Here is a 19,170-nt window from a genome sequence, read left to right as displayed (position 1 = left end):
CCCCATGCCGAGACGTCAGGAGACCTCCGTGCCGGTCGACCCGCACATCGCAGCGATGCTCACCATGATGGACGAGGCGGGCATGCCGCCCATGTACGAGGGGAGCCCCGAGGCGGGGCGCGCCCTGTACCTGCAGCTCACCCACGGCGCCCGGACCCCCGAGCAGCTCGTCCCCGTGGCGAGCACCGAGGACCGCACCGTCCCCGGCGCCCAGGGCGACCTGGCGGCGCGGGTCTACCGGCCCGAGGGTGAGGGCCCCTTCCCGACCGTCGTCTTCCTCCACGGCGGCGGCTGGGTGATCGGCGACCTGGACACCCACGACAACATGGTCCGCAACGTCTGCCGCGGTGCCCGAGCGGTGGTCGTCGCGGTCGACTACCGGCTGGCGCCCGAGCACCCCTTCCCCGCCGCGGCCGAGGACGCGGTGGCCGCCGCGCGCTGGGTGGCCCAGCACCTCGACGAGCTCGGCGGGGACGACCGGCTCGCGGTCGCCGGCGACAGTGCCGGCGGCAACCTCGCCGCCGTCGTGGCCCAGCAGCTGACCGCCGACGGCACCCCGCTGGCCGGGCAGTTCCTCATCTACCCCGCGGTCGACGCCGAGGGCGAGTACCCCTCGCGCGTGGAGAACGCCAAGGGCTACTTCCTCGAGAAGGACACCATGGACTGGTTCTACGGCCACTACGCCGGAGCCTGGGAGGACGCCAAGGACGCCCGGTTGTCCCCGCTGCACGGCGCCGACCTGACCGACCTGCCCCCGGCGGTCATCGTCACGGCGGAGTACGACCCGCTGCGCGACGAGGGCGAGGCCTACGGGGCAGCGCTGCAGGCCACCGGTGTCCGCGCCGACGTGCAGCGCTACGACGGCATGATCCACGGCTTCTTCGACATGGGCACGGTCTCGCCGGCCGCGCAGGCCGCCATCGACGAGAGCTGCGCGCGCTTCGGGGAGCTGATCCGGGGCTGAGGAACCCGAGGTCCGGCCGTGCCCGGCCTCGACCGGCGGACCCGCCGGTCGAGGCCGGGCACGGCCACGACGTCGTGGGCGGACCGCGGGGTCAGCCGGTGCCCGCGCCCGGCTCCCGGCCGGTGAGCACCCGGGTGACCGCGGGGGAGGGGCGCAGCTCCGCGGGGCGGCCGGCCAGTTCGGCGGCCTCGACGTGGTCGAGCAGCAGCTCCGCGCCGGGCTCGGACAGCGCGGTCACCGAGCGGGCGTCGATGCGGTCGACGCGCGCCGGCTCGCGGCCGTAGCGCCGCCAGAACGCGTCGACGGCGGCGGCGTCGACCGCGCCGGCCAGGCAGAGCAGCCGCCCGCCGGTGGTGTTCAGCAGTCGGACGACGCCCCGCCTGCTCAGCGGGCTGTCGGGGGCCTCCGGGCTCACCGCCCCAGTGTGCGGTCGCGGTGCCCGCCGCACCCGCCGGGCCCGGGCGCATCCTCCCTCGTGCGGGTCCCCGACCGGTCGGGGTCCGCGTGGTCGTGACGGGGAGGATGGTGCCGTGGAGAACCTCCTCGACGTCGCAGACCCCGACACGGCGCAGCGCCTCGGCGCCGAGATCGAGGCGGCCGCCCGCCGGCTGGCCGGGGTGGTGGAGCGGACGCCGCTGCAGCGCAACGCACGGCTGTCGCAGGCGATCGGGACCGACGTCTGGCTCAAGCGCGAGGACCTGCAGGTCGGCCGGTCCTACAAGATCCGCGGCGCCTACAACACGATCAGCCAGCTCGACGCCGCCCGCCAGGCCGCCGGGGTCGTGTGCGCCAGCGCCGGCAACCACGGGCAGGGCGTCGCCTACGCCTGCCGGGCGCTGGGGGTGCGCGGCTCGGTCGTCGTCCCGGGGACGACGCCGCGGCAGAAGCGCGACCGCATCGCCGCGCTCGGCGGGGAGATGGTCGACCTGGTCGTCACCGGCGACACCTACGACGACGCCGCGGCCGCCGCGCTGGCCCACGCGCGGGACACCGGCGCGACGCTGGTGCCCGCCTTCGACGCCGTCCCCACCGTGGTCGGGCAGGGGACCGTCGCCCTCGAGCTCCTCGAGCAGCTGCCCGCCCCGCCGGACGTCGTCGTCCTCCCCGTCGGCGGCGGTGGCCTGCTGGCCGGCTGCGCGACGTGGCTGCGACAGCACAGCCCCGGCACCCGCGTCGTCGGCGTCGAGCCGGCCGGGGCGGCGGGCATGGCCGCGGCGCTGGCGGCCGGGGAGCCGGTGGAGCTGCCGCAGCTGGACACGTTCGTCGACGGCGCCGCCGTCCGCCGGGTCGGCGAGGTGACGTTCCCGCTGGTGCGCGACTCGGGTGCGGAGCTGGTCGCGGTGCCCGAGGGCCAGATCTGCACCGAGATGCTCGACCTCTACCAGGTGGACGGCGTCATCGCCGAGCCCGCCGGGGCGCTGGCGACCGCCGCGCTGACCGGCGGGCTGGTGCCGGTGGAGCCGGGGGAGACGGTGGTCTGCCTGCTGTCGGGCGGCAACAACGACGTCAGCCGCTACGGCGAGGTGGTGGAGCGCTCACTGGTGCACCGCGGCCTCAAGCACTACTTCCTCATCGAGTTCCCGCAGGAGCCCGGCGCGCTGCGGCGCTTCCTCGACGAGGTGCTCGGCCCGGACGACGACATCGTGCTGTTCGAGTACGTCAAGCGCGACAACCGCGAGACCGGCGCCGCGCTCACCGGCATCGAGCTGGGCAGCGCTGCGGACTTCCCGGCGCTGCTGGCCCGGATCGAGGCCAGTCCGCTGCGCATCCAGCACCTCGCCCCGGGGACGACGGCCTACCGCTTCCTCGTCTGACCCTGTTGCGGGAGGTCCGGGCACCGACCGGGGAACTCTCGCGTCCCCAGGGTCGCCGGCAGCCCCATCCCGTGCCGCTGACCTGCCCTTTCGCCTTGCCCCGGTCTTCGTTCGAACGCATGATCGAACACATGGGCGGGGGGATGCAGACCAGCACCCTGGGTGCTGCTGCGCCGTCGGTCGGGTGGGCGTCGGGTCCGCTGGGTGCGGTGCAGGCCGCGGCGCGGGAGATCGCCCGGCAGACGGCGGTCAAGGCACGCGCGTTCCGGCGTTCGCCGCCTCGCGGCCGGCGTCGGCGGACCGGCAGCAGGGTGAGCGCGGGGCGATGTCGGCCGAGCGGTGGGCGGCGCGCCCGGAGGTGCTCCGTGCCGTCAGCGAGTGGGCGACGCCGGAGTTGGCGATCGCGCTGAACCTGACCCAGCAGGCCGCGGAGAAGGAGCTGGAGCGGTCGCTGACGCTGGTGCACCGGCTGCCGGGGACGCTGGCGGCGCTGGAGGCGGGGTTGCTGCACGCGGGGCATCTGTGGCACCTGATCGACAAGGTCGCCCCGATCGCCGACGAGCGGCTGCGCGCGGCGGTGGAGGCGGACCTGCTGGCCTGGATGGCGAAGCGGCACCGGGTCACCAGCCCGGCGCAGCTGGGCGACAAGGCCCGCAAGGTCGTCGCCCAGCGAGACGCCGGCGCCGCCGCCCGGCGGCTGGCCCGGGCGCTGAAGGAGCGCGGGGTCTCGCTGCGCCCCGACCGCGCCGAGGGGATGGCGGCGGTGACGGTGATGTGCACGCTGCCCGAGGCGCGGGCGTTCCACGCGGCGCTGGTGCAGTGCGCCGACGCGATCGTGGATGAGCCCGGGGCGCCCCGCACGCGGGGGCAGAAGATGGTCGACGCGCTGCTGGAGCTGGTGCTGCGCCCGGGGGAGTCCGAGCTGCCGCCGGTGCGGGTGCTGCTGACGCTGGTGGCCTCGGTGGCGACCATGCTGGGTGGGGACGCCCCGGCGGAGCTGGACGGGGAGCTGCTGCCGGCGGAGATGGCCCGCCGGCTGGCCCGCGCCTTCGCCGGCCAGCCGCCGATGCCGGACGCGGCCTCGGGCGAGCCGGAGCCGGTCCGGCCGACCGCCGAGGTCACGCTCCGGCCCGACGTGGCGTGGCAGGAGGCCGAGCAGGCCGAGCTGGCCGCCTGTTGGCCGGCGAGCTACCCGAGCAGCCCGAGTGGGGTCCGGACCGGGTTCCCGGCGACGCGGTCCTCGACCCCGAGGACGAGGGCCGCGGCTGGCTACCCGAGCCGAACGTCCCGCGCCCGCGGGTCGTCCTGCACGGCGACAGCCGTGCCGCCGGAGCGCCGCCACCCGCCACCGACTCGCCGCCGGGCAGCGGCTGGTGGGCGGCCGCCGATCGGGCGGTGGAGGACGCCGGTGCGGCGGTGCACGCCGCCCGGATCGCGCTGGGTCACGCCTCCCGCAGCGTGCGCACCGCGACCAAGGTCGACGCCGCGACCGAGGCCGGCTGGCGGGCGAGTGCCAGTGGGCGGGCCGATGCCGCGACCGACGCGCTCGGCGCGCTGGCCGCGGCGGCGGACGCCCAGCGGGAGCAGCTGGCCGACCTGCTGGACACCACGGCCGGGGGTGGGCTGGCCGACCGGCCGCGCCTGGCGCTCACCGACGCGGTGTCCGGGGCGCTGCTGACGCCGACCGACCTGCCCGGGCTGCGCCGCACCGGCAGCTGCGGGCGGCCGGCCTGCCGGCGCCGGCCGCAGACCTGCAGCCACGACCTCACCGGCCGCCCCGGGCTGGGCAGGCCCGGGCCCACCGACGGCTACGCACCCGGTGCGGAGCTGGACCGGTTCGTCCGCGCCCGCGACCGGCGCTGCCGGTTCCCGGCTGCCGCCGCCGCGTGCCCCGGGCCGGCGAGCTGGACCACCACCGGGCGTATGCCGAGGGTGGGGAGACCGCCGCGGCCAACCTGGCCGGCTACTGCACCGGCGACCACCGCGGCAAGCACCAGGCCTCCGGCTGGACCCACGACCTGGCCCCTGACGGCACCCTCACCGTCACCACCCCGTCCGGCCTGACCGCCGTCACCCAACCACCGCCCTACTGACGGGCGGCGCGCGTCGACCGCCGGGTGTGACAGTGGGTTCCATGGCCACGCAGGTGAGCACCCGGCCCCTGACCGTGGGCGATCGCGAGCTGCTCCGGACGGCGACCCTGGCCAACGTGACCTGGTCGGGGGAGCAGCGCTTCACGTACCGCGACGTCGACGAACGGCCTGGTCTCCGGCACTGCACCGAGTTCCGGCCGGAGCGCGGTGACCTCGGGTTCGTGGCCGAGACCCAGGGGCTGGCGGTGGGCGTGGTCTGGGCGCTGTTCCTCGACAGAGACGATCCCGGCTACGGGTTCGTGGCCGACGGCATCCCGGAGCTCAGCCTCCCCGTCTGGTCGGGGTGCCGCGGTCAGGGCATCGGCCGCGAGCTGCTGCGGGAGGCACTCGCCGAGGCCCGTCGGCGGGGGATCGGGCAAGTGGGCCTCAGCGTCGAGGCCGGGAACCCATCCGTGCACCTCTACCGGTCGGCCGGCTTCGCCCCGGTCCTGGACGCGGCCGAGGGGACGATGGTCGTCGACCTCTGACCCGGTGGCGCACGACGTGGTCGCGGAAGGTCGCCGGGTCGTGCCCGCGGATCTGCGTGGCCCAGCCGTGCCGGGCGCAGTTGTGCCGCAGCGCGCAGCGCGCAGCGCGTCCGGCTCCGGGCGGGGCAGCGTGGGCCGTCAGTTGACCACCGCGCCGAGCCCCCGCTGTCGGGAGCCGGCGCCGATCACCCGGCTCTCGGCCGGGTTCACCCGGACCCCCTCGGCGGCGACCTCGGTGACCAGCGCGGCGGCCAACTCGGCGAAACGGCCCGACACGCAGCCGTGGGCCGCGTCGTGCACCGGCGCCGGCGCGAACACGGGCCGCCGAAGCGGGCCGTCGAGCGGGACAGCAGTACGACCGGGCGAAGGACCGCGCGTCGATGGAGCGGCACCTCAGCGAGCCCTTCGGCTCCTTCCTTCGTCGAGCGCCTCGTGTGGTCCGTGGTGGTGGAGTGGAGGGTCCCAGCGAGGCCACGGGCCGCTGCCAGCTCCGTCACAGGTTCGCGCGCCACGATCTCCTCGACGGCTGGACGGACCGGCCGCTGACCGAGGAGACCACTGTGCGCAAGAAGTTGGTCGTCGCCGCCGCAGCAGGCGCCCTGACGCTGACCGGACTGGCCGTGGCCGTTCCCGCCGTCGCCGCCACCGAGGACACCGACGGCGCGGGGACGTCCGTCGTCGACCGGATCAAGGACGCCCTCTCCGGTCTGGTCGAGGACGGGTCGCTCAGCCAGGAGCAGGCCGACGAGGTGGCCACCACGCTCAGCGACGCCGACCTCGGGTGGCACGGCCACCATGGCGGCTGGTTCGGCCTCGAGACCGCCGCCGAGGCCCTGGGCATCACCGAGGACGAGCTGCGGACCGCGCTCGAGGCCGAGGGGGCCACCCTCGCGAAGGTCGCCGAGGAGAAGGGCGTCGCGGTGGACACGCTCGTCGACGCGCTGGTGAAGGCCAAGCAGGAGCGCATCGCGCAGGCCGTCGAGAGCGGGATGCCCCAGGACGTGGCCGACGAGCGGCTGGCCGACCTGGAGCAGCAGGTCACCGACTGGGTCAACTCGACCAGCAACGGTCCGTGGGCCGGGGGCCGCGGCGGCTGGTGGGGCGACCGCGACAACGACTGACACCGGCACAGCAGCGGCGCCGTCCCCCCGGGGGCGGCGCCGCACTGCTGTCCGGCGGAGGGGTGGACGGCAGCGCGAAGCAGAGGTTAGCCTCGCCTTACCGCGCCCGGACGGGCGAGAGCGCGAGGCGAGGGAGATCCGCGTGGGGCTGCGACTGCCCGTCGGCGACGTGACCGTGCTGCTGGGCCCGGCGGCTGTCCGCCGTCAGGTGATGGCCGCGCTCGACGACGACAGCGGCCGCTGCGCTTCCGGGCACTCCGCCGTCCGCGTGCAGCGCCTCGCGGCAGCCGCGGACGACGACGTGCACCGGCGCATCGAGGCGATCGAGTCCGTGCGTGAGGCGGGGGCGACGATCGTGCTCGTCGACCGGCTCACCGAGGGGCTGGCCGCGCCGGACCGCCGCGCGGTCCTCACGGCGCTGCGCCCGGTGGCCACCGGCGGGCGGGCGGTCCTGGTGGACGACGACGACCCGGTCGCCGCGCTGGCGGTCGCCGACGGCGTGCTGCGCGCCGACCCGGCCGGCGGGTTGTCGACCGAGTCGCTCGCGGACCTGGATTACCTGGCCTCGTAGCCGGAGGACCCCGCTGCCCCTCTTGAAGGACCCTCCTACCCCCCGCCCCTCGCGGGCTCGCGGCGGGCCCCTGCAGGAGGGCCGATCGGGGCTCGCAGCGAGACCCTGCAGCAGGGTCGTTCCCTCAGGTCACCTGGCCTCGTAGGTCAAGCAGTCCGCAGCGTCGGTGCTCGGCCCGACCCGCACACCGGAGGCGTGGCACTCGAGCTTGTCGTTGTGCACGCAGTCCGAGCGGTGGCAGGCGCCGACCAACCCGTTGCGGTCCAGCCCGGCGCGGAAGCTGATCTCCACGAAGGTGCCGCAGTGGGCGTGGTCGCCACCCACGGTGATCGCGCCCGCGTGACAGTTGTGCTCGGCGTTGTACGAACAGCTGTCGACGGCGCAGTTCTGTACCTGGGGCATGTCCTGGAGAGAGGTCATGACCCAGGCTGGCACGTCCCCCGGGGGGCCGCCAGCAAACTGAGGCTTGCCTACGTGCAGGTCAGGGGCCTGTCTCACAGCCGACTCACAGCTGGTCCACCCCCAGCGCCGAGCTCCGGCGGGGACCATGGCGGGGAGATCGAGAGGAGGTGGCCGCACGTGGTCGTGCAGACCGGACCAGCCCCCACCGCCGCCGCCGGGCGCCGGGGCCCGAACGGCGTCCTGGTGGTCGTCGGCGGGCTCCCGGGCAGCGGCAAGACGACGCTGCTGCGCCGGCTCGTGGCCGAGGGCGCGCCCGGGGTCGTCGGCCTGGACTCCGAGGACGTCGCCGCGCGGGTGCAGGCGGTCGCCGTCCGCGTCCCGTACCGGGTGGTCCGGCCGCTGGTGCACGCCTGGCACCGGGTGCGGGTGCTGCGCGTCGTCGCCGGGCCCGCGCCGGTCGTCGTCCTCACCGACCCCTGGACCCGGCCGTGGTGGCGGGCCACCGTCCTCCGGACCGCGCGGCGGGGCGGACGCTCGGTGCGGCTGGTGCTGCTCGACGCGTCGCGGGAGCTGGCCGAGAGCGGGCAGGCCGCCCGCGGGCGCGGGATCCCGGCGCGGTCGATGCACCGGCACGCCACCCGCTGGGGCGCCCTGCTGCAGGAGGTCGCCGGCCCGGACGGCGGCGGCGGGCCGGACGCGGTGACCGTCGTCGACCGCGTGCGGGCCGGCCGCCTCACGCTGGCCGACCTGCTGGGCCGGGCCGCGGCCTGAGACGGCCGGCGCCCAGCGGGCGACCTCGGCCCGGTCGGGTGGTTCCGGAACCGGGCTGGGTAGGGCGCGGCGGTGGAGGAACTCCTGGTGGACGCGCTCGGCGTCCTGGTCCCCGTGGTGGAGGCGTGCGGCGCCGCGGTTATCGTCGTCGGGGCCCTGTGGGCCTTCGTCCGGTTCGTCGTCGTGGGCCTGCGCGACCGGGACGCCGGCGCCTTCGTCCCCGTCCGGCTGACCCTCGGCCGCTTCCTGGCGCTGGGCCTGGAGTTCCAGCTCGCCAGCGACGTGCTTCGGACGGCGGTGGCACCCAGCTTCCGCGAGCTCGGCCAGCTCGCCGCGGTCGCCGCCATCCGGACCGCGCTGAACTACTTCCTGGCCAGGGAGATCGACGAGGAGCGCCGCCAGCTCGCCGAGGAACGGGCGCAGGACGGCACCGTGACGCGGCCGGCGCGACCGACGTGAGTGCGGTCGTCCAGAGCGCCGGCGCGGCGCTGGCACTGCTGGTGACCGCGACGGCGCTCGCCGCCGGGCTGGTGGCGCTGGTCGCGACCCGCCGTCCTGCCGCGGCGCTGCCGGTGCTCCTCGACCTGCTCGTCGCGGCCGGTCTGCTCCGGCTGGTCGGTGAGCCGAGCTGGCAGGCGCTGGCCACCGCCGCCGCGATACTCGTTGTCCGCCGGCTGATCGGCTTCGGTCTGCGCACCGGCGGGCACACCTGGGCCTCGACCCGGTCGGACCGCCCCAGCCGCCTCCCGGACCTGCGCCGGCTGGTGCGCCCGGCCTGGCGCGCCTGAGCCGATTCCGTCCGGCGTGGTTCCGTCACGCACGGCCAAGACGCGCGCGCGGGCGTTGACGGCCGGGGGCAACCCCGAGTTGATTCGTGCTGCCAGGTGTCGCACAGGACGCCCCGGGCCAGGGGGGAGCACGGCATGCCGGCGTGGACGGTGCAGGTCGCGGAGGACCAGGACGAACGGGTGGAGGCCGAGATGCTGGCCACCGAGGCGGGAGCGCTCATCGCGTTCTCGGAGGAGGGGCTGGTGCTGCGCGCCTGGGCCCCCGGCCAGTGGCGGACGGTGCGTCACCTCGAGGCAGTGGAGGCGTTCGGGCGCAGGGCGGGCAGCAGGGGCGACGTGCTGCACTGGGTGCCTCGGATCTGAGGCAGCCCGTCACGCGCGCGGGGACCGGGCGCCGCGCGAGCGCAGGTGTCCCGCGAGCGCGAGCACCGCGACCAGTGCCATGACCAGCCCGACGACGAGCACGCCGTCGACCGCGTCCGCCGCGGCCGCCCCCGCCGCGGCGCAGAGCACCGCGGGCACCGCCGTCCCGACCGTGGCGGCGAGCAGAGCGGCCGGCCAGCGCAGCGGCGAGGTGCCGGCCAGGACGGCGACGGTCTCGGCGAGCACCGGCACCGGACGGGTGACCACGATCGCCAGCGCGCCCCAGCGGGCCAGCAGCCGGTCGGCCCGCCGCCGCTGGGCCGGGGTGGTCACCCGGTCGACCAGCCCGCGTCCGCGCCGTCCCACGGCGAAGCCCACGGCGGTCGCGCCCACGCCGCCGAGCAGGGAGAGCGCGGCCCCGGGCAGCAGACCGAAGAGCGCGCCGTGGGCCAGCATCACCAGGCTGGCCGGGACCGGGACGGCGACGTCGGCCACCAGCAGGGCGACGCCGAGCACCGCGGCCAGCGCGCCCGCGGCCCGCAGCGTGGGCAGCGGGTCGGTGAGCAGCGGGACGCCGGCGGCCTCGACCACGGCGAACAGCAGCAACGAGGTGCCCGCCACGGCGGCGACGACCAGTCCGTAGCTGCGGGGGAGCACGGGCGTCACACGTCGCGGCGGTGGAGCACGGCGTCCGCGGCGAACTCCAGGAAGACCTCGCGCAGGAGCAGTTGGTGCGCGCTCTTCTCCGACACGACCCGGAAGGCGACGTCCACCGCCTGCGGCCGGCCGAGGGCCAGGCCGAGCTGCTCGGCGACGGCGAAGGCGCTCATCGAGTCGAGGTTGGACAGGGTCAGCTGCCGCAGGTCGCGCCAGGCCGGGCCGCTGCTGCCGGCGAGCAGGCCCTGCACCTGGCCGGCCAGCTCCCGGCCCAGGCCGAGCACGGTCCCGGTCAGGGCGGTGAGCGGGTGCGGGGCGGCGGGGCGGACGTCCAGGCCGGCGGCGATCTCGTCGACCGCGGCCTCGTGCCGGCGCGCGGCGTCGTGCAGCTCGGTGAGCCAGGTCCGCACGTGCGGGTCGCCGACCAGCGGCACGGTCCGGCCGAGCAGCTGCCGGTAGCCGGTCTGCAGCGAGGCGAGGGTGGCCAGCCAGGTCGCCGTGCGCCGCCGCTGGGCGGTGAGGGTGGCCTCGTCCAGCTCGACGAGCAGCGGTGTCCTCGTCACGACGCCGCCCCGGCACCGTCGCGGACGACGCGCCACAACACGCCGGTGTGCCCGTAGGACAGGTGCTTGCTCGGGTCGACGGTCGAGACGCCGAAGTCGAGGACGTACACGCTCCCGTCGGGCGCGGCCACCACGTCGACCGGGCGCTCGATGCCGCCGCTGCCGTTCGCCGACGCCGGCCCGGGGTGCCGGTTGGTCATGAACGGCTCGGCCGACCCGGTGGCCGGGTCGACGGTGACCACCCGGAAGCCGTGGTCGAGGTCCTCCTCCCGCGGGGAGTTCATCGGGGCGAGGGTGCCCCACTCGGCGACGAACAGCCGGCCGCGCAGGCCGAAGGTGTCGGAGCGCGAGACGTCGAGGCCGCACAGCGCCGAGTGCGGCTGCTCCAGCCACACCGCCGGCCCGGCCCACTCCGGCAGGGGGTCGGCGATCAGCTGCTCGGCCGGGCGGCCACGGGCGGGCCGGTGCGACTCGTGCCAGACCGGCAGGCCGTCGCCGCACAGGTCGGGGAAGCCGTACCAGGCCGGCGTCCCCACCTCGCCGTGCGGCGTCCGCGCGGCGTCGATGCGCCAGACCCGGTCGGGGTCGTTCGCGATCGCCCGGTCGCCGGTCTCCTCGTAGTCGTTGTCGGTGACGTAGAGCTCCCCGTCCTCGGCGAAGACCATCCCGTAGGGGTTGCGCACGCCCCAGGCGATGAGTTCGATGTCGCTGCCGTCGGGGTGGGCGCGCCAGATACCGGTGCTGCACTTCAGCTGTCCGCGGACCACCTCGCCGGGCTCGGCGGGGACGCCGAAGGGCTTGAAGGCGCCGGTGTGCGCGTAGAAGGGGTAGGGCGCCGTGGGGGCGTGGCTGTCGACGTTGTTGCCGGTCAGCGTCACGTCCACGCCGGGGACGTCGTGGGCGCGCTGGTGCCGGGCGAGGTCGACGGTGTAGCCCTGCGGCAGCACGACGCCGTTCTGCGACACCGAGCCCTGGCCGAAGTACATGAGCCCGTCGGGGCCGAAGACCGGGCCGCCGGGCTCGTGCCAGCCGCCGTCGGGCAGCCCGTCGACGATCACCGTCGCGCCGCCGTCGGCGAGGTCGTACCGCACGATCCGCGACTGGTGCCCACCCTTCGCGGAGACGTAGGCCGAGCCGTCGCGCAGCGCGATGTGCCGGGGACCGCCCAGCGGCTCCTCGCCGACGGTGTCGAGGGTCCCGTCGGGGCGCAGCCGCAGGATGCGGCCGGGCAGGTGTGGGCGGGTGGGCCAGGTGCTGCCGCCCTCCAGGACGTAGACGGTGCCCCCGTCGTCCACGCCCATCCCGCAGGGCATCGACAGCCCGGCGAGCACCACCTCGGCGCGGTAGCCGGCCGGCAGCACGACGTCGGCCGGGTCCAGCCGCGGGCGGGCGGGGGTGGGCAGCTGCTGCAGGGCCTCCGGGGAGGCGGCGACGGTCGGCAGGGTCACGGCAGGTCCTGGGAACGACGGCGCCGCGGCGTGCCTCTACGCGCGGAGTGGTGCCGTGCCTCGGCTGCGGCCGGTGCAAATCCGCGGCCGGGACGGCGCCGGAGTGGCGCGGCACCGCGGCGGTCCGCGGTCACCGGTGGTGAGGGCCGCCGACCGGTGGACGCCGGTTCGCGGGCTCCACGTGCTGGGATCGGGTGGTCACGCAGTGGGACGCGGTCGTAGGGTCGCCGCCGTGCTGCCTCCCGTCGTGAACCCGTCCTGGCTGCGCGAGCACCGCGACGAGGTCGTCCTCGCCGACGTCCGCTGGTACCTCGACGGCCGGTCCGGCCGCGCCGCTTACGACGCCGGTCACCTGCCGGGTGCGGCCTTCGTCGACCTGGACCGCTGGCTGGCCGCGCACGCCGGGCCCGACGCGGGGCGGCACCCGCTGCCGGAGGCGGAGGTCTTCGCCGAGGGCATGGCCGCGCTCGGCATCGGGGACGACGATCCCGTGGTGGCCTACGACGACGCCGGCGGGGTGGTCGCCGCCCGGCTGGTCTGGATGCTGCGGGTGACCGGGCACGACGCGGCCCTGCTCGACGGCGGCACGGCGGCGTGGGACGGGCCGCTCGAGGAGGCCGTCCCGCAGCGGGCCCCGGCGGTGTTCACCGCCCGCCCGTGGCCGGCGGAACGGCTGGCCGGGGTCGACGACGTCCTCGACCCGGCCGCGGTGGTGCTCGACGCGCGCGACCCCGAGCGCTACCGCGGGGACCGGGAGCCGGTGGACCCGCGCGCCGGCCACGTGCCCGGCGCGGTCAACGTGCCGTGCCGGGCCAACCTCGGCGCCGACGACCGCTTCCTGCCGGTCGAGCAGCTGCGCGCGACCTTCGCCGCGGCCGGGGTCACCGCCGACAGCGACGTGGTGTCCTACTGCGGCTCGGGGGTGACGGCCTGCCACAACCTGCTCGCGCTGGAACTGGCGGGCCTCCCGCACGGGCGGCTCTACCCCGGCTCCTGGTCGCAGTACAGCGCCGACCCGGACCGGCCGGCCGCCGTGGGCGACCGGCCGTCCTGACCGGGTCGGTCAGGACCGGACGGCGGGCAGCGCCTCCGTGCGGGGCAGCGGCACCTCCACGGGGGTGCCCGGGTCCTGGACGGCGGCCGGCTGGGGACGGCCGAACAGGTAGCCCTGGGCGTGCGAGCAGGCCAGCCGGCCGAGGACGGCGTGCTGCTCCTCGGTCTCGACGCCCTCGGCGACCACCTCGAGCTCGAGGCTGCGGGCCAGCTCGATGATCGAGGCCACCAGCGTGGTCGACCGCCCACCGGAGCCCAGGTCCTGCACGAAGCTGCGGTCGATCTTCACGGCGTCCGCGGGCAGGCGGCGCAGGTAGGACAGGCTCGAGTAACCGGTGCCGAAGTCGTCGATCGCGATGCGGACGCCCAGGCCGCGCAGCGCCCGGAGGACGTCGACCACCGCTTCCACGTCGTCGATGAGCACGCCCTCGGTCACCTCGAGGGTCAGCTGGCCCGCGGGCAGCCCGCTGTCGGCCAGCGCCGCGCGCACGGTGGACACCACGTCGTCGTCGAGCAACTGCCGCGGCGAGAGGTTGACCGCGATGTCGATGGGCCGGCCGGCCTCCCGCGACCACCGGGCCGCCTGGTCGGTCGCCTCGGTGAGCACCCAGCGGCCGATCTCGACGATCGCGCCGCTCTCCTCGGCCAGCGGGATGAACTCCATCGGGGGCACCAGCCCGCGGGTGGGGTGCTGCCAGCGCAGCAGGGCTTCGTAGCCGGTGGTCGCGCCCTCGCTCAGCTCGACGGTCGGCTGGTAGTGGACGGCGAGCTGGCCCTCGGCGACGGCGGAGTCGAGGTCGGTGATCAGCTCGGCCTTGGACTGGGCGGCCCGTTCCATGCCCTCCGCGTAGACGACCACGCGGTTCTTGCCCGAGGACTTCGCCAGGTACATCGCCAGGTCGGCGTTGCGCAGCAGCGTGCCCGCAGAGCGGTCCCCGGCCGAGGTGGAGTCGGCGACGCCGATGCTCACCCGCACGTGGATCGCCCGTCCGTCGACGACGACCGGGTCGGCCAGGGCGCCGAGCACCCGCTCGCCGACCTCCGCGGCCGTGCGGGCGGAGCCGGCGACCACGACGGCGAACTCGTCACCGCCGAGCCGGGCCACCTGGTCGACCGAGCGCACGCAGCCCTCGATCCGCTGGCTCACCGTGGTCAGCAACTGATCACCGACGGCGTGCCCGCGGGAGTCGTTGACGTCCTTGAAGTCGTCGAGGTCCAGGAACAGCACGCTGGTGGGGCCCGAGCGCCGGGCCAGCATCCGGGCGGTGGTCTCGAGCAGCAGGGTGCGGTTGGCCAGGCCGGTGAGCGGGTCGCGCAACCCCTGCTGCTCGTTGAGCCGCCAGGCGGCGAGGTGGGCCAGGCTCGCGGCCAGCACGAAGGCGCCGTGCACGAGCGTCCACGTCCACGGCGAGTGCTGCGCGTTGGCGTGCCCGAACACGGAGTGCGGGAACAGGGTGCCCACGACGCCGTGGTGGGCGAGGACGACGGCCAGCGCCATCCCCGAAGGGCACCCAGTTCTGGTACAGCGCCGCGAGCCCGACCATGACGAAGAAGTGGAAGTGCGCCTCGGTGAGGCCCTCCATCAGGTAGACCAGGACCACCGAGGCGGCGAGCAGGGACGCCGTGGCCGCCGCCGAGCGCAGCCCGCGGCCGGCCCCGGGCAGCACCGTGAACACCAGCGGGTAGGCGACCGCGAGCGCGAGCAGCAGGGCGGTCAGCGGCGACCGGCCGAGCAGCAGCGCCATGACACCCAGGCCTCCCGCCTGCGCGGCGGCCACCCGGAGGACGGCCCGGTGACGCCGCTTCCAGACCTCCTCGGGCAGGTGCCGGCCCTGGGGCAGAGCCGCGGCGAGCCGCTCGTGCAGTGCGGTGACCATGCAGCTGTCCTCGGCCTGGTGCCCGGGGATTTCCAGCGCCGTCCGGCCGGCCTCACCCGTCCGGGGGAACCGGTGCCGAGGGCCCCGACTGGCCGCCGGCCGGCGGGTCGGTCAGGGTGCGGGGGACGCCGGGGAGCCGTCCCCGGCGGACGGGTGGCAGTCGCTCGGTCACCCGCGAGTGCGAGGAGGTCCTGCGATGCGGGCCATGGTCTACCGGGGTCCCTACAAGGTGCGGGTCGAGGAGAAGGACGTCCCCGCCATCGAGCACCCGAACGACGCGATCGTGCGGGTCACGCTGGCCGCGATCTGCGGCTCGGACCTGCACCTCTACCACGGCCTCATGCCGGACACGCGGATCGGGCACACGTTCGGCCACGAGTTCATCGGGGTCGTGGAGCAGGTCGGGTCCTCGGTGCAGAGCCTGCAGGTCGGTGACCGGGTGATGGTGCCGTTCAACATCTCCTGCGGGTCGTGCTGGTTCTGCGCCCGCGAGCTGTACTCCAACTGCCACAACGTCAACCCGAACGCCACGGCGGTCGGCGGCATCTACGGCTACTCGCACACCACGGGCGGCTACGACGGCGGCCAGGCGCAGTACGTGCGGGTCCCGTTCGCCGACGTCGGGCCGGTGCGGATCCCCGACTGGATGCACGACGAGGACGCCGTCCTGCTGACCGACGCCGCCGCGACCGGCTACTTCGGCGCGCAGCTGGGCGACATCGCCGAGGGCGACACGGTCGTCGTCCTCGGTGCCGGGCCGGTCGGCCTGATCGCCGCCCAGTCCTCGTGGCTCATGGGCGCGGGCCGGGTGATCGTCGTCGACCACCTGCAGGAACGGCTGGAGAAGGCGCGGACCATGGCCTACGCCGAGACCCTCGACTACGACGAGTACGACGACGTCGTGGTGGAGCTGAAGAAGCAGACCGACTTCCTCGGCGCCGACGTCGTCATCGAGGCGGCGGGCGCGGAGGCCGACGGCAACCTCCTGCAGCAGGTGACCGGGACCAAGCTCAAGCTGCAGGGCGGCTCCCCGGTCGCGCTGAACTGGGCGATCGACGGGGTGCGCAAGGGTGGCACCGTCTCCGTCGTCGGCGCCTACGGGCCGATCCCCAACGCGGTGAAGTTCGGCGACGCGCTGAACAAGGGGCTCACCCTGCGGATGAACCAGACACCGGTGAAGCGGCAGTGGCCGCGGATGTTCGAGCACGTGCGCAACGGCCACCTGACGCCGCGGGCGATGGTCACCCACCGGTTCCCGCTGGAGCACATCGCCGAGGCCTACCACGTGTTCTCCGCCAAGCTCGACGGCTGCATCAAGCCGCTGGTCCTGCCCGACGCGGCCTGAGCGAGGAGCGACGATGACCGACCCCGACATCCCGAGCGCCTACGTCCGGGACAAGCGCACACCCCGCGAGACCCGTGAGCAGCTGCGGGCCCGGATCCCCGGCTGGGGGGCCGACCTCGACCCCGCCGACCGGCCGTCGCACCCCCGGCTGCACTACACGCCGGACACCACGGGCGCGCACTGGGACTTCCCGGAGCGGCAGCCGGAGAAGGAGCCGCGGGAGCGGTCGATCGAGCACGCCTTCGTCACCCCGGTCTTCGGCACCGCGCAGCCCCTGAAGGGGGTGTCCGGGGCGGTGCGCCGGCTCGCCTACCGCCGCTTCAGCGAGGGCCGCCTGGCGCACTGGCTGCTCCTGATCGTCGGCGACCGGATCGACGCGTGGGGGAGCCACCTGCGCTCGTTCGCCTCCGGGCGCCCCGACGTGCCGGCGTCCGGACTGCGCGGCGAGCTCACCGGCGGCGGGCTGCGCTCCCGGCGCGGGCGCTCCGACGCCCGGCACCACGTCCTGGACCCGGTCGTCGTGGCCGGGCCGTGGGTGGCCGGCGCCGCGGTGACCTGGACCGGCGTCCGTCGGCTGGTGCGCGCACTGCGCCGCTGAGGGACGGATCGGCGCCGTTCCCCATCGACGTGCGTCGTCCGCGGCGGTGGAATAAGTGGGCACGGCCTGCTCGACCCTGTCCCACACAGACGGGACGCCAGTCATGACGCACACCGGGGTACCCAGTCCCCGCAGCGGGCGCGAGACGGTGCGCACCGTGTCCCCGCGGCCGATGGGCCGAGTGTTCGGTGCCGGCCCGGCGGTCATCGGGCACCGGGGCCTGGGCTGCGGGACCGTCCGCGGCCACCGGGAGAACACCCTGGGGTCCTTCACGGCAGCGGCCGCGCAGGGGGCGACCTGGGTGGAGGCCGACGTCCGGCGGACGGCGGACGACGTCCTCGTGGTGCGGCACGACGAGGTGTACCCGGACGGCACCCGCGTGGCCGAGGTCACCGCGGCGGAGGCCGACCGGCGCGGCACGCTCCGGCTGCACACCCTGCTGGAGCAGCTGCCGCACGACGTCGGGCTGGACGTGGACCTCAAGCCCGCGATCGACGACAGCCTGCGACCGCCGTCGCGCACCACCGCGGCCCTGCTCGCGCCCGTCGTGGCCGCCGCGGTGCGCCGCCGCCCGCTGCTGGTCACGTCGTTCGACCCCGCGGCGCTGCACCGGCTGCGCTGCCAGGAGCCCTCGGTGCCGCTGGGCTGGCTCACCTGGCACCGCTTCCCCCTCGACGTCGCGGTGGTGGCCTGCGCGCACCTGGACGTCGACGTCCTCGGGCTGCAGGTGGGATCGCTCGCGGACCGCAACTCGGGGGTGGTCGAACCGGCGACCGTCGCCGAGGCGCTGCCGTTCGTCCACGGCGCCGGTCGGGAGCTCGTGGTGTGGTGCCCCGCACTGATCTCGGCCGGCGTGCTGCTCGAGGCCGGCGCCGACGCCGTGGTGGTGGACGAGGTCCCGAGCGCCCTGGAACTGCTCGGACCTCAGCACGCCCGGGCGAGCGCGGGGGCGACGGTCGGCGCCGGATGACCGGGCAGCACGGTGTAGCGCCGCACGTGCTCAGCGAACTCCCAGACGGCGTCCAGTCCTTGCACGCAGGCGAGTCCTACGGTTGCTGTCAGTAGCGACGACGACCCCTGGAGTACTCCGTGCAGCACCCGAGAGCAGACCGGACGCCGACCTACGAGGGGCGGTCACTGCCCCGGCCCGACGAGGAGCTGGTCGACCAGGGGCTCGGTTTCGACGTCAGCACCCTGCTCAGCCGCCGCCGGCTGCTGGCCGTCCTCGGCCTGGGTGCGGCATCGGTCGGGCTGGCAGCCTGCGGCGCGGGCGGGTCGACGAGCTCGTCGGCGTCCTCCGCCCGGTCCTCCGCGGGTGAGATCCCCGACGAGACCGCCGGCCCCTATCCGGGTGATGGCTCCAACGGACCGGACGTGCTGGAGCAGAGCGGCATCGTGCGCAGCGACATCCGGTCCAGCTTCGGGGAGTACAGCGGCACCGCCGAGGGCGTGCCGATGACCCTGGAGCTGACCGTCTCCGACCTCGCGAACGGCGGGGTGCCGTTCGAGGGGGTCGCGGTCTACGTCTGGCACTGCACCCGCGAGGGCGGCTACTCGCTGTACTCCGCAGGTCTCGAGGACCAGAACTACCTGCGCGGCGTGCAGGTCGCCGACGCCGACGGCCTGGTCCGCTTCACCAGCGTCTTCCCGGCCTGCTACGACGGGCGCTGGCCGCACCTCCACTTCGAGGTCTACCCGGACCAGGGCAGCACCACCGACTCGACCAACGCGATCGCCACCTCGCAGGTCGCGCTGCCGCAGGACGTCTGCGAGGCGGTCTACGCGACTCCCGGCTACGAGGCGTCGGTGAGCAACCTGTCGCGGGTCGACCTCAGCAGCGACAACGTCTTCGGGGACGACCGCGGCGCGAGCCAGCTGGCCACCGTGGCCGGGAACGTCACCAGCGGCTACACCGTGCGGCTCGCGGTCGGCGTCGACACCGCCACGACCCCGAGCGGTGGCGGCATGGGCGGCGACGGCGCGCCCTCCGGTGCTCCGGGTGGCCCGCCCGGTAGTGGCCCTGGCGGCACGCCACCGACCGGCGCCCCGCCGGCACCGCCGAGCAACTGAGGGCCGGGAGCCGGTGCGGCCCTCCAGCCGTACGTGAGCCCGCTGGTCCGAGGCGGCGCATCCCGGACAGGCCCTTGTCCTCTGGATCCGCTCTCGACGCCCGGCCGAGCATGGTGGTCTGCGATGACCTGGCCGGACGAGGGTC

Annotated in this window: 23 protein-coding genes; 16 read left to right on the top strand and 7 right to left on the bottom strand. The window is 75.5% G+C overall.

The window, feature by feature from the left end; genetic code table 11:
- Positions 1–28: 28 nt before the first annotated feature.
- On the top strand, positions 29–964 hold the full coding sequence (locus ACWIX7_RS03310) for an alpha/beta hydrolase (RefSeq protein ID WP_448620196.1): 936 nt from the start codon (positions 29–31) through the stop codon (positions 962–964).
- Positions 965–1,055: 91 nt separating this feature from the next.
- Here the strand turns inward: ACWIX7_RS03310 and ACWIX7_RS03305 are convergent, their stop codons facing one another.
- Positions 1,056–1,379, bottom strand: a complete 324-nt coding sequence (locus ACWIX7_RS03305; protein ID WP_448620195.1) for a hypothetical protein — start codon at positions 1,377–1,379, stop codon at positions 1,056–1,058.
- 115 nt (positions 1,380–1,494) lie between these two features.
- Between ACWIX7_RS03305 and ilvA the strand changes: the two genes are divergently transcribed.
- The 4 genes from ilvA to ACWIX7_RS03285 all read left to right on the top strand — a co-directional run bounded on the left by ilvA (position 1,495) and on the right by ACWIX7_RS03285 (position 5,398).
- Entirely contained in the window at positions 1,495–2,778 is a 1,284-nt protein-coding gene (gene ilvA, locus ACWIX7_RS03300) for a threonine ammonia-lyase IlvA (RefSeq protein ID WP_448620194.1), read from the top strand.
- Positions 2,779–3,103: 325 nt separating this feature from the next.
- A complete protein-coding gene (locus ACWIX7_RS03295; RefSeq protein ID WP_448620193.1) occupies positions 3,104–4,456 on the top strand; it encodes a DUF222 domain-containing protein in 1,353 nt (450 codons plus the stop codon).
- A gap of 208 nt (positions 4,457–4,664) precedes the next feature.
- Positions 4,665–4,871: a hypothetical protein gene (locus tag ACWIX7_RS03290; protein WP_448620192.1), complete on the top strand. Its 207-nt coding sequence runs from the start codon at positions 4,665–4,667 to the stop codon at positions 4,869–4,871.
- A 41-nt stretch (positions 4,872–4,912) separates the two neighbouring features.
- On the top strand, positions 4,913–5,398 hold the full coding sequence (locus ACWIX7_RS03285; RefSeq protein WP_448620191.1) for an N-acetyltransferase family protein: 486 nt from the start codon (positions 4,913–4,915) through the stop codon (positions 5,396–5,398).
- Positions 5,399–5,536: 138 nt separating this feature from the next.
- On the opposite strand, the gene ACWIX7_RS03280 is transcribed toward ACWIX7_RS03285, so the two are convergent.
- Entirely contained in the window at positions 5,537–5,716 is a 180-nt protein-coding gene (locus ACWIX7_RS03280) for a hypothetical protein (RefSeq protein ID WP_448620190.1), read from the bottom strand.
- A 242-nt stretch (positions 5,717–5,958) separates the two neighbouring features.
- Between ACWIX7_RS03280 and ACWIX7_RS03275 the strand changes: the two genes are divergently transcribed.
- Entirely contained in the window at positions 5,959–6,519 is a 561-nt protein-coding gene (locus tag ACWIX7_RS03275; RefSeq protein ID WP_448620189.1) for a hypothetical protein, read from the top strand.
- 142 nt (positions 6,520–6,661) lie between these two features.
- Positions 6,662–7,090: a hypothetical protein gene (locus tag ACWIX7_RS03270; RefSeq protein ID WP_448620188.1), complete on the top strand. Its 429-nt coding sequence runs from the start codon at positions 6,662–6,664 to the stop codon at positions 7,088–7,090.
- A gap of 129 nt (positions 7,091–7,219) precedes the next feature.
- Here the strand turns inward: ACWIX7_RS03270 and ACWIX7_RS03265 are convergent, their stop codons facing one another.
- A complete protein-coding gene (locus ACWIX7_RS03265; RefSeq protein ID WP_448620187.1) occupies positions 7,220–7,492 on the bottom strand; it encodes a DUF1540 domain-containing protein in 273 nt (90 codons plus the stop codon).
- A 177-nt stretch (positions 7,493–7,669) separates the two neighbouring features.
- Here ACWIX7_RS03265 and ACWIX7_RS03260 point away from each other — a divergent pair, with 177 nt between their 5' ends.
- From ACWIX7_RS03260 to ACWIX7_RS03245, 4 genes are all read left to right on the top strand, one after another.
- Complete coding sequence (locus ACWIX7_RS03260; protein ID WP_448620186.1) at positions 7,670–8,263, top strand: AAA family ATPase; 594 nt, start codon at positions 7,670–7,672, stop codon at positions 8,261–8,263.
- Positions 8,264–8,335: 72 nt separating this feature from the next.
- Positions 8,336–8,722, top strand: coding sequence for a DUF1622 domain-containing protein (locus ACWIX7_RS03255; RefSeq protein ID WP_448620185.1), 387 nt, complete (start codon positions 8,336–8,338; stop codon positions 8,720–8,722).
- On the top strand, positions 8,719–9,051 hold the full coding sequence (locus ACWIX7_RS03250) for a hypothetical protein (RefSeq protein ID WP_448620184.1): 333 nt from the start codon (positions 8,719–8,721) through the stop codon (positions 9,049–9,051). The genes ACWIX7_RS03255 and ACWIX7_RS03250 overlap by 4 nt, the downstream gene beginning before the upstream one ends.
- A 135-nt stretch (positions 9,052–9,186) precedes the next feature.
- Positions 9,187–9,414, top strand: coding sequence for a hypothetical protein (locus ACWIX7_RS03245; protein ID WP_448620183.1), 228 nt, complete (start codon positions 9,187–9,189; stop codon positions 9,412–9,414).
- Positions 9,415–9,423: 9 nt separating this feature from the next.
- Here the strand turns inward: ACWIX7_RS03245 and ACWIX7_RS03240 are convergent, their stop codons facing one another.
- From ACWIX7_RS03240 to ACWIX7_RS03230, 3 genes are read right to left on the bottom strand one after another with little or no spacing between them, the layout of a single operon-like run.
- Positions 9,424–10,071, bottom strand: coding sequence for a VTT domain-containing protein (locus ACWIX7_RS03240; RefSeq protein WP_448620182.1), 648 nt, complete (start codon positions 10,069–10,071; stop codon positions 9,424–9,426).
- Between the two features lie 5 nt (positions 10,072–10,076).
- Entirely contained in the window at positions 10,077–10,634 is a 558-nt protein-coding gene (locus ACWIX7_RS03235; RefSeq protein WP_448620181.1) for a hypothetical protein, read from the bottom strand.
- The gene (locus ACWIX7_RS03230; protein ID WP_448620180.1) at positions 10,631–12,082 is read right to left on the bottom strand and encodes a PQQ-dependent sugar dehydrogenase; all 1,452 of its coding nucleotides are present in this window, start codon (positions 12,080–12,082) and stop codon (positions 10,631–10,633) included. The genes ACWIX7_RS03235 and ACWIX7_RS03230 overlap by 4 nt, the downstream gene beginning before the upstream one ends.
- A 232-nt stretch (positions 12,083–12,314) precedes the next feature.
- On the opposite strand from ACWIX7_RS03230, the gene ACWIX7_RS03225 reads away from it, so the two are divergent.
- Positions 12,315–13,136 (top strand): sulfurtransferase, encoded by an 822-nt coding sequence (locus ACWIX7_RS03225; protein ID WP_448620179.1) that lies wholly within the window; start codon positions 12,315–12,317, stop codon positions 13,134–13,136.
- A 9-nt stretch (positions 13,137–13,145) separates the two neighbouring features.
- On the opposite strand, the gene ACWIX7_RS03220 is transcribed toward ACWIX7_RS03225, so the two are convergent.
- The gene (locus tag ACWIX7_RS03220; RefSeq protein WP_448620178.1) at positions 13,146–14,633 is read right to left on the bottom strand and encodes a putative bifunctional diguanylate cyclase/phosphodiesterase; all 1,488 of its coding nucleotides are present in this window, start codon (positions 14,631–14,633) and stop codon (positions 13,146–13,148) included.
- A 575-nt stretch (positions 14,634–15,208) separates the two neighbouring features.
- Here ACWIX7_RS03220 and ACWIX7_RS03215 point away from each other — a divergent pair.
- From ACWIX7_RS03215 to ACWIX7_RS03200, 4 genes are all read left to right on the top strand, one after another.
- The gene (locus tag ACWIX7_RS03215) at positions 15,209–16,357 is read left to right on the top strand and encodes a zinc-dependent alcohol dehydrogenase (protein ID WP_448620177.1); all 1,149 of its coding nucleotides are present in this window, start codon (positions 15,209–15,211) and stop codon (positions 16,355–16,357) included.
- 13 nt (positions 16,358–16,370) lie between these two features.
- Positions 16,371–16,955: a hypothetical protein gene (locus ACWIX7_RS03210; RefSeq protein ID WP_448620176.1), complete on the top strand. Its 585-nt coding sequence runs from the start codon at positions 16,371–16,373 to the stop codon at positions 16,953–16,955.
- Between the two features lie 157 nt (positions 16,956–17,112).
- Complete coding sequence (locus ACWIX7_RS03205; RefSeq protein WP_448620175.1) at positions 17,113–17,925, top strand: glycerophosphodiester phosphodiesterase; 813 nt, start codon at positions 17,113–17,115, stop codon at positions 17,923–17,925.
- Between the two features lie 119 nt (positions 17,926–18,044).
- Entirely contained in the window at positions 18,045–19,025 is a 981-nt protein-coding gene (locus ACWIX7_RS03200) for an intradiol ring-cleavage dioxygenase (RefSeq protein WP_448620174.1), read from the top strand.
- Positions 19,026–19,170: the final 145 nt, after the last annotated feature.

It is taken from the genome of Geodermatophilus sp. URMC 65 (assembly GCF_053502545.1).
Note: the sequence above shows the minus strand (reverse complement) of the source record. Positions and strands in the feature narration are given on the sequence as shown.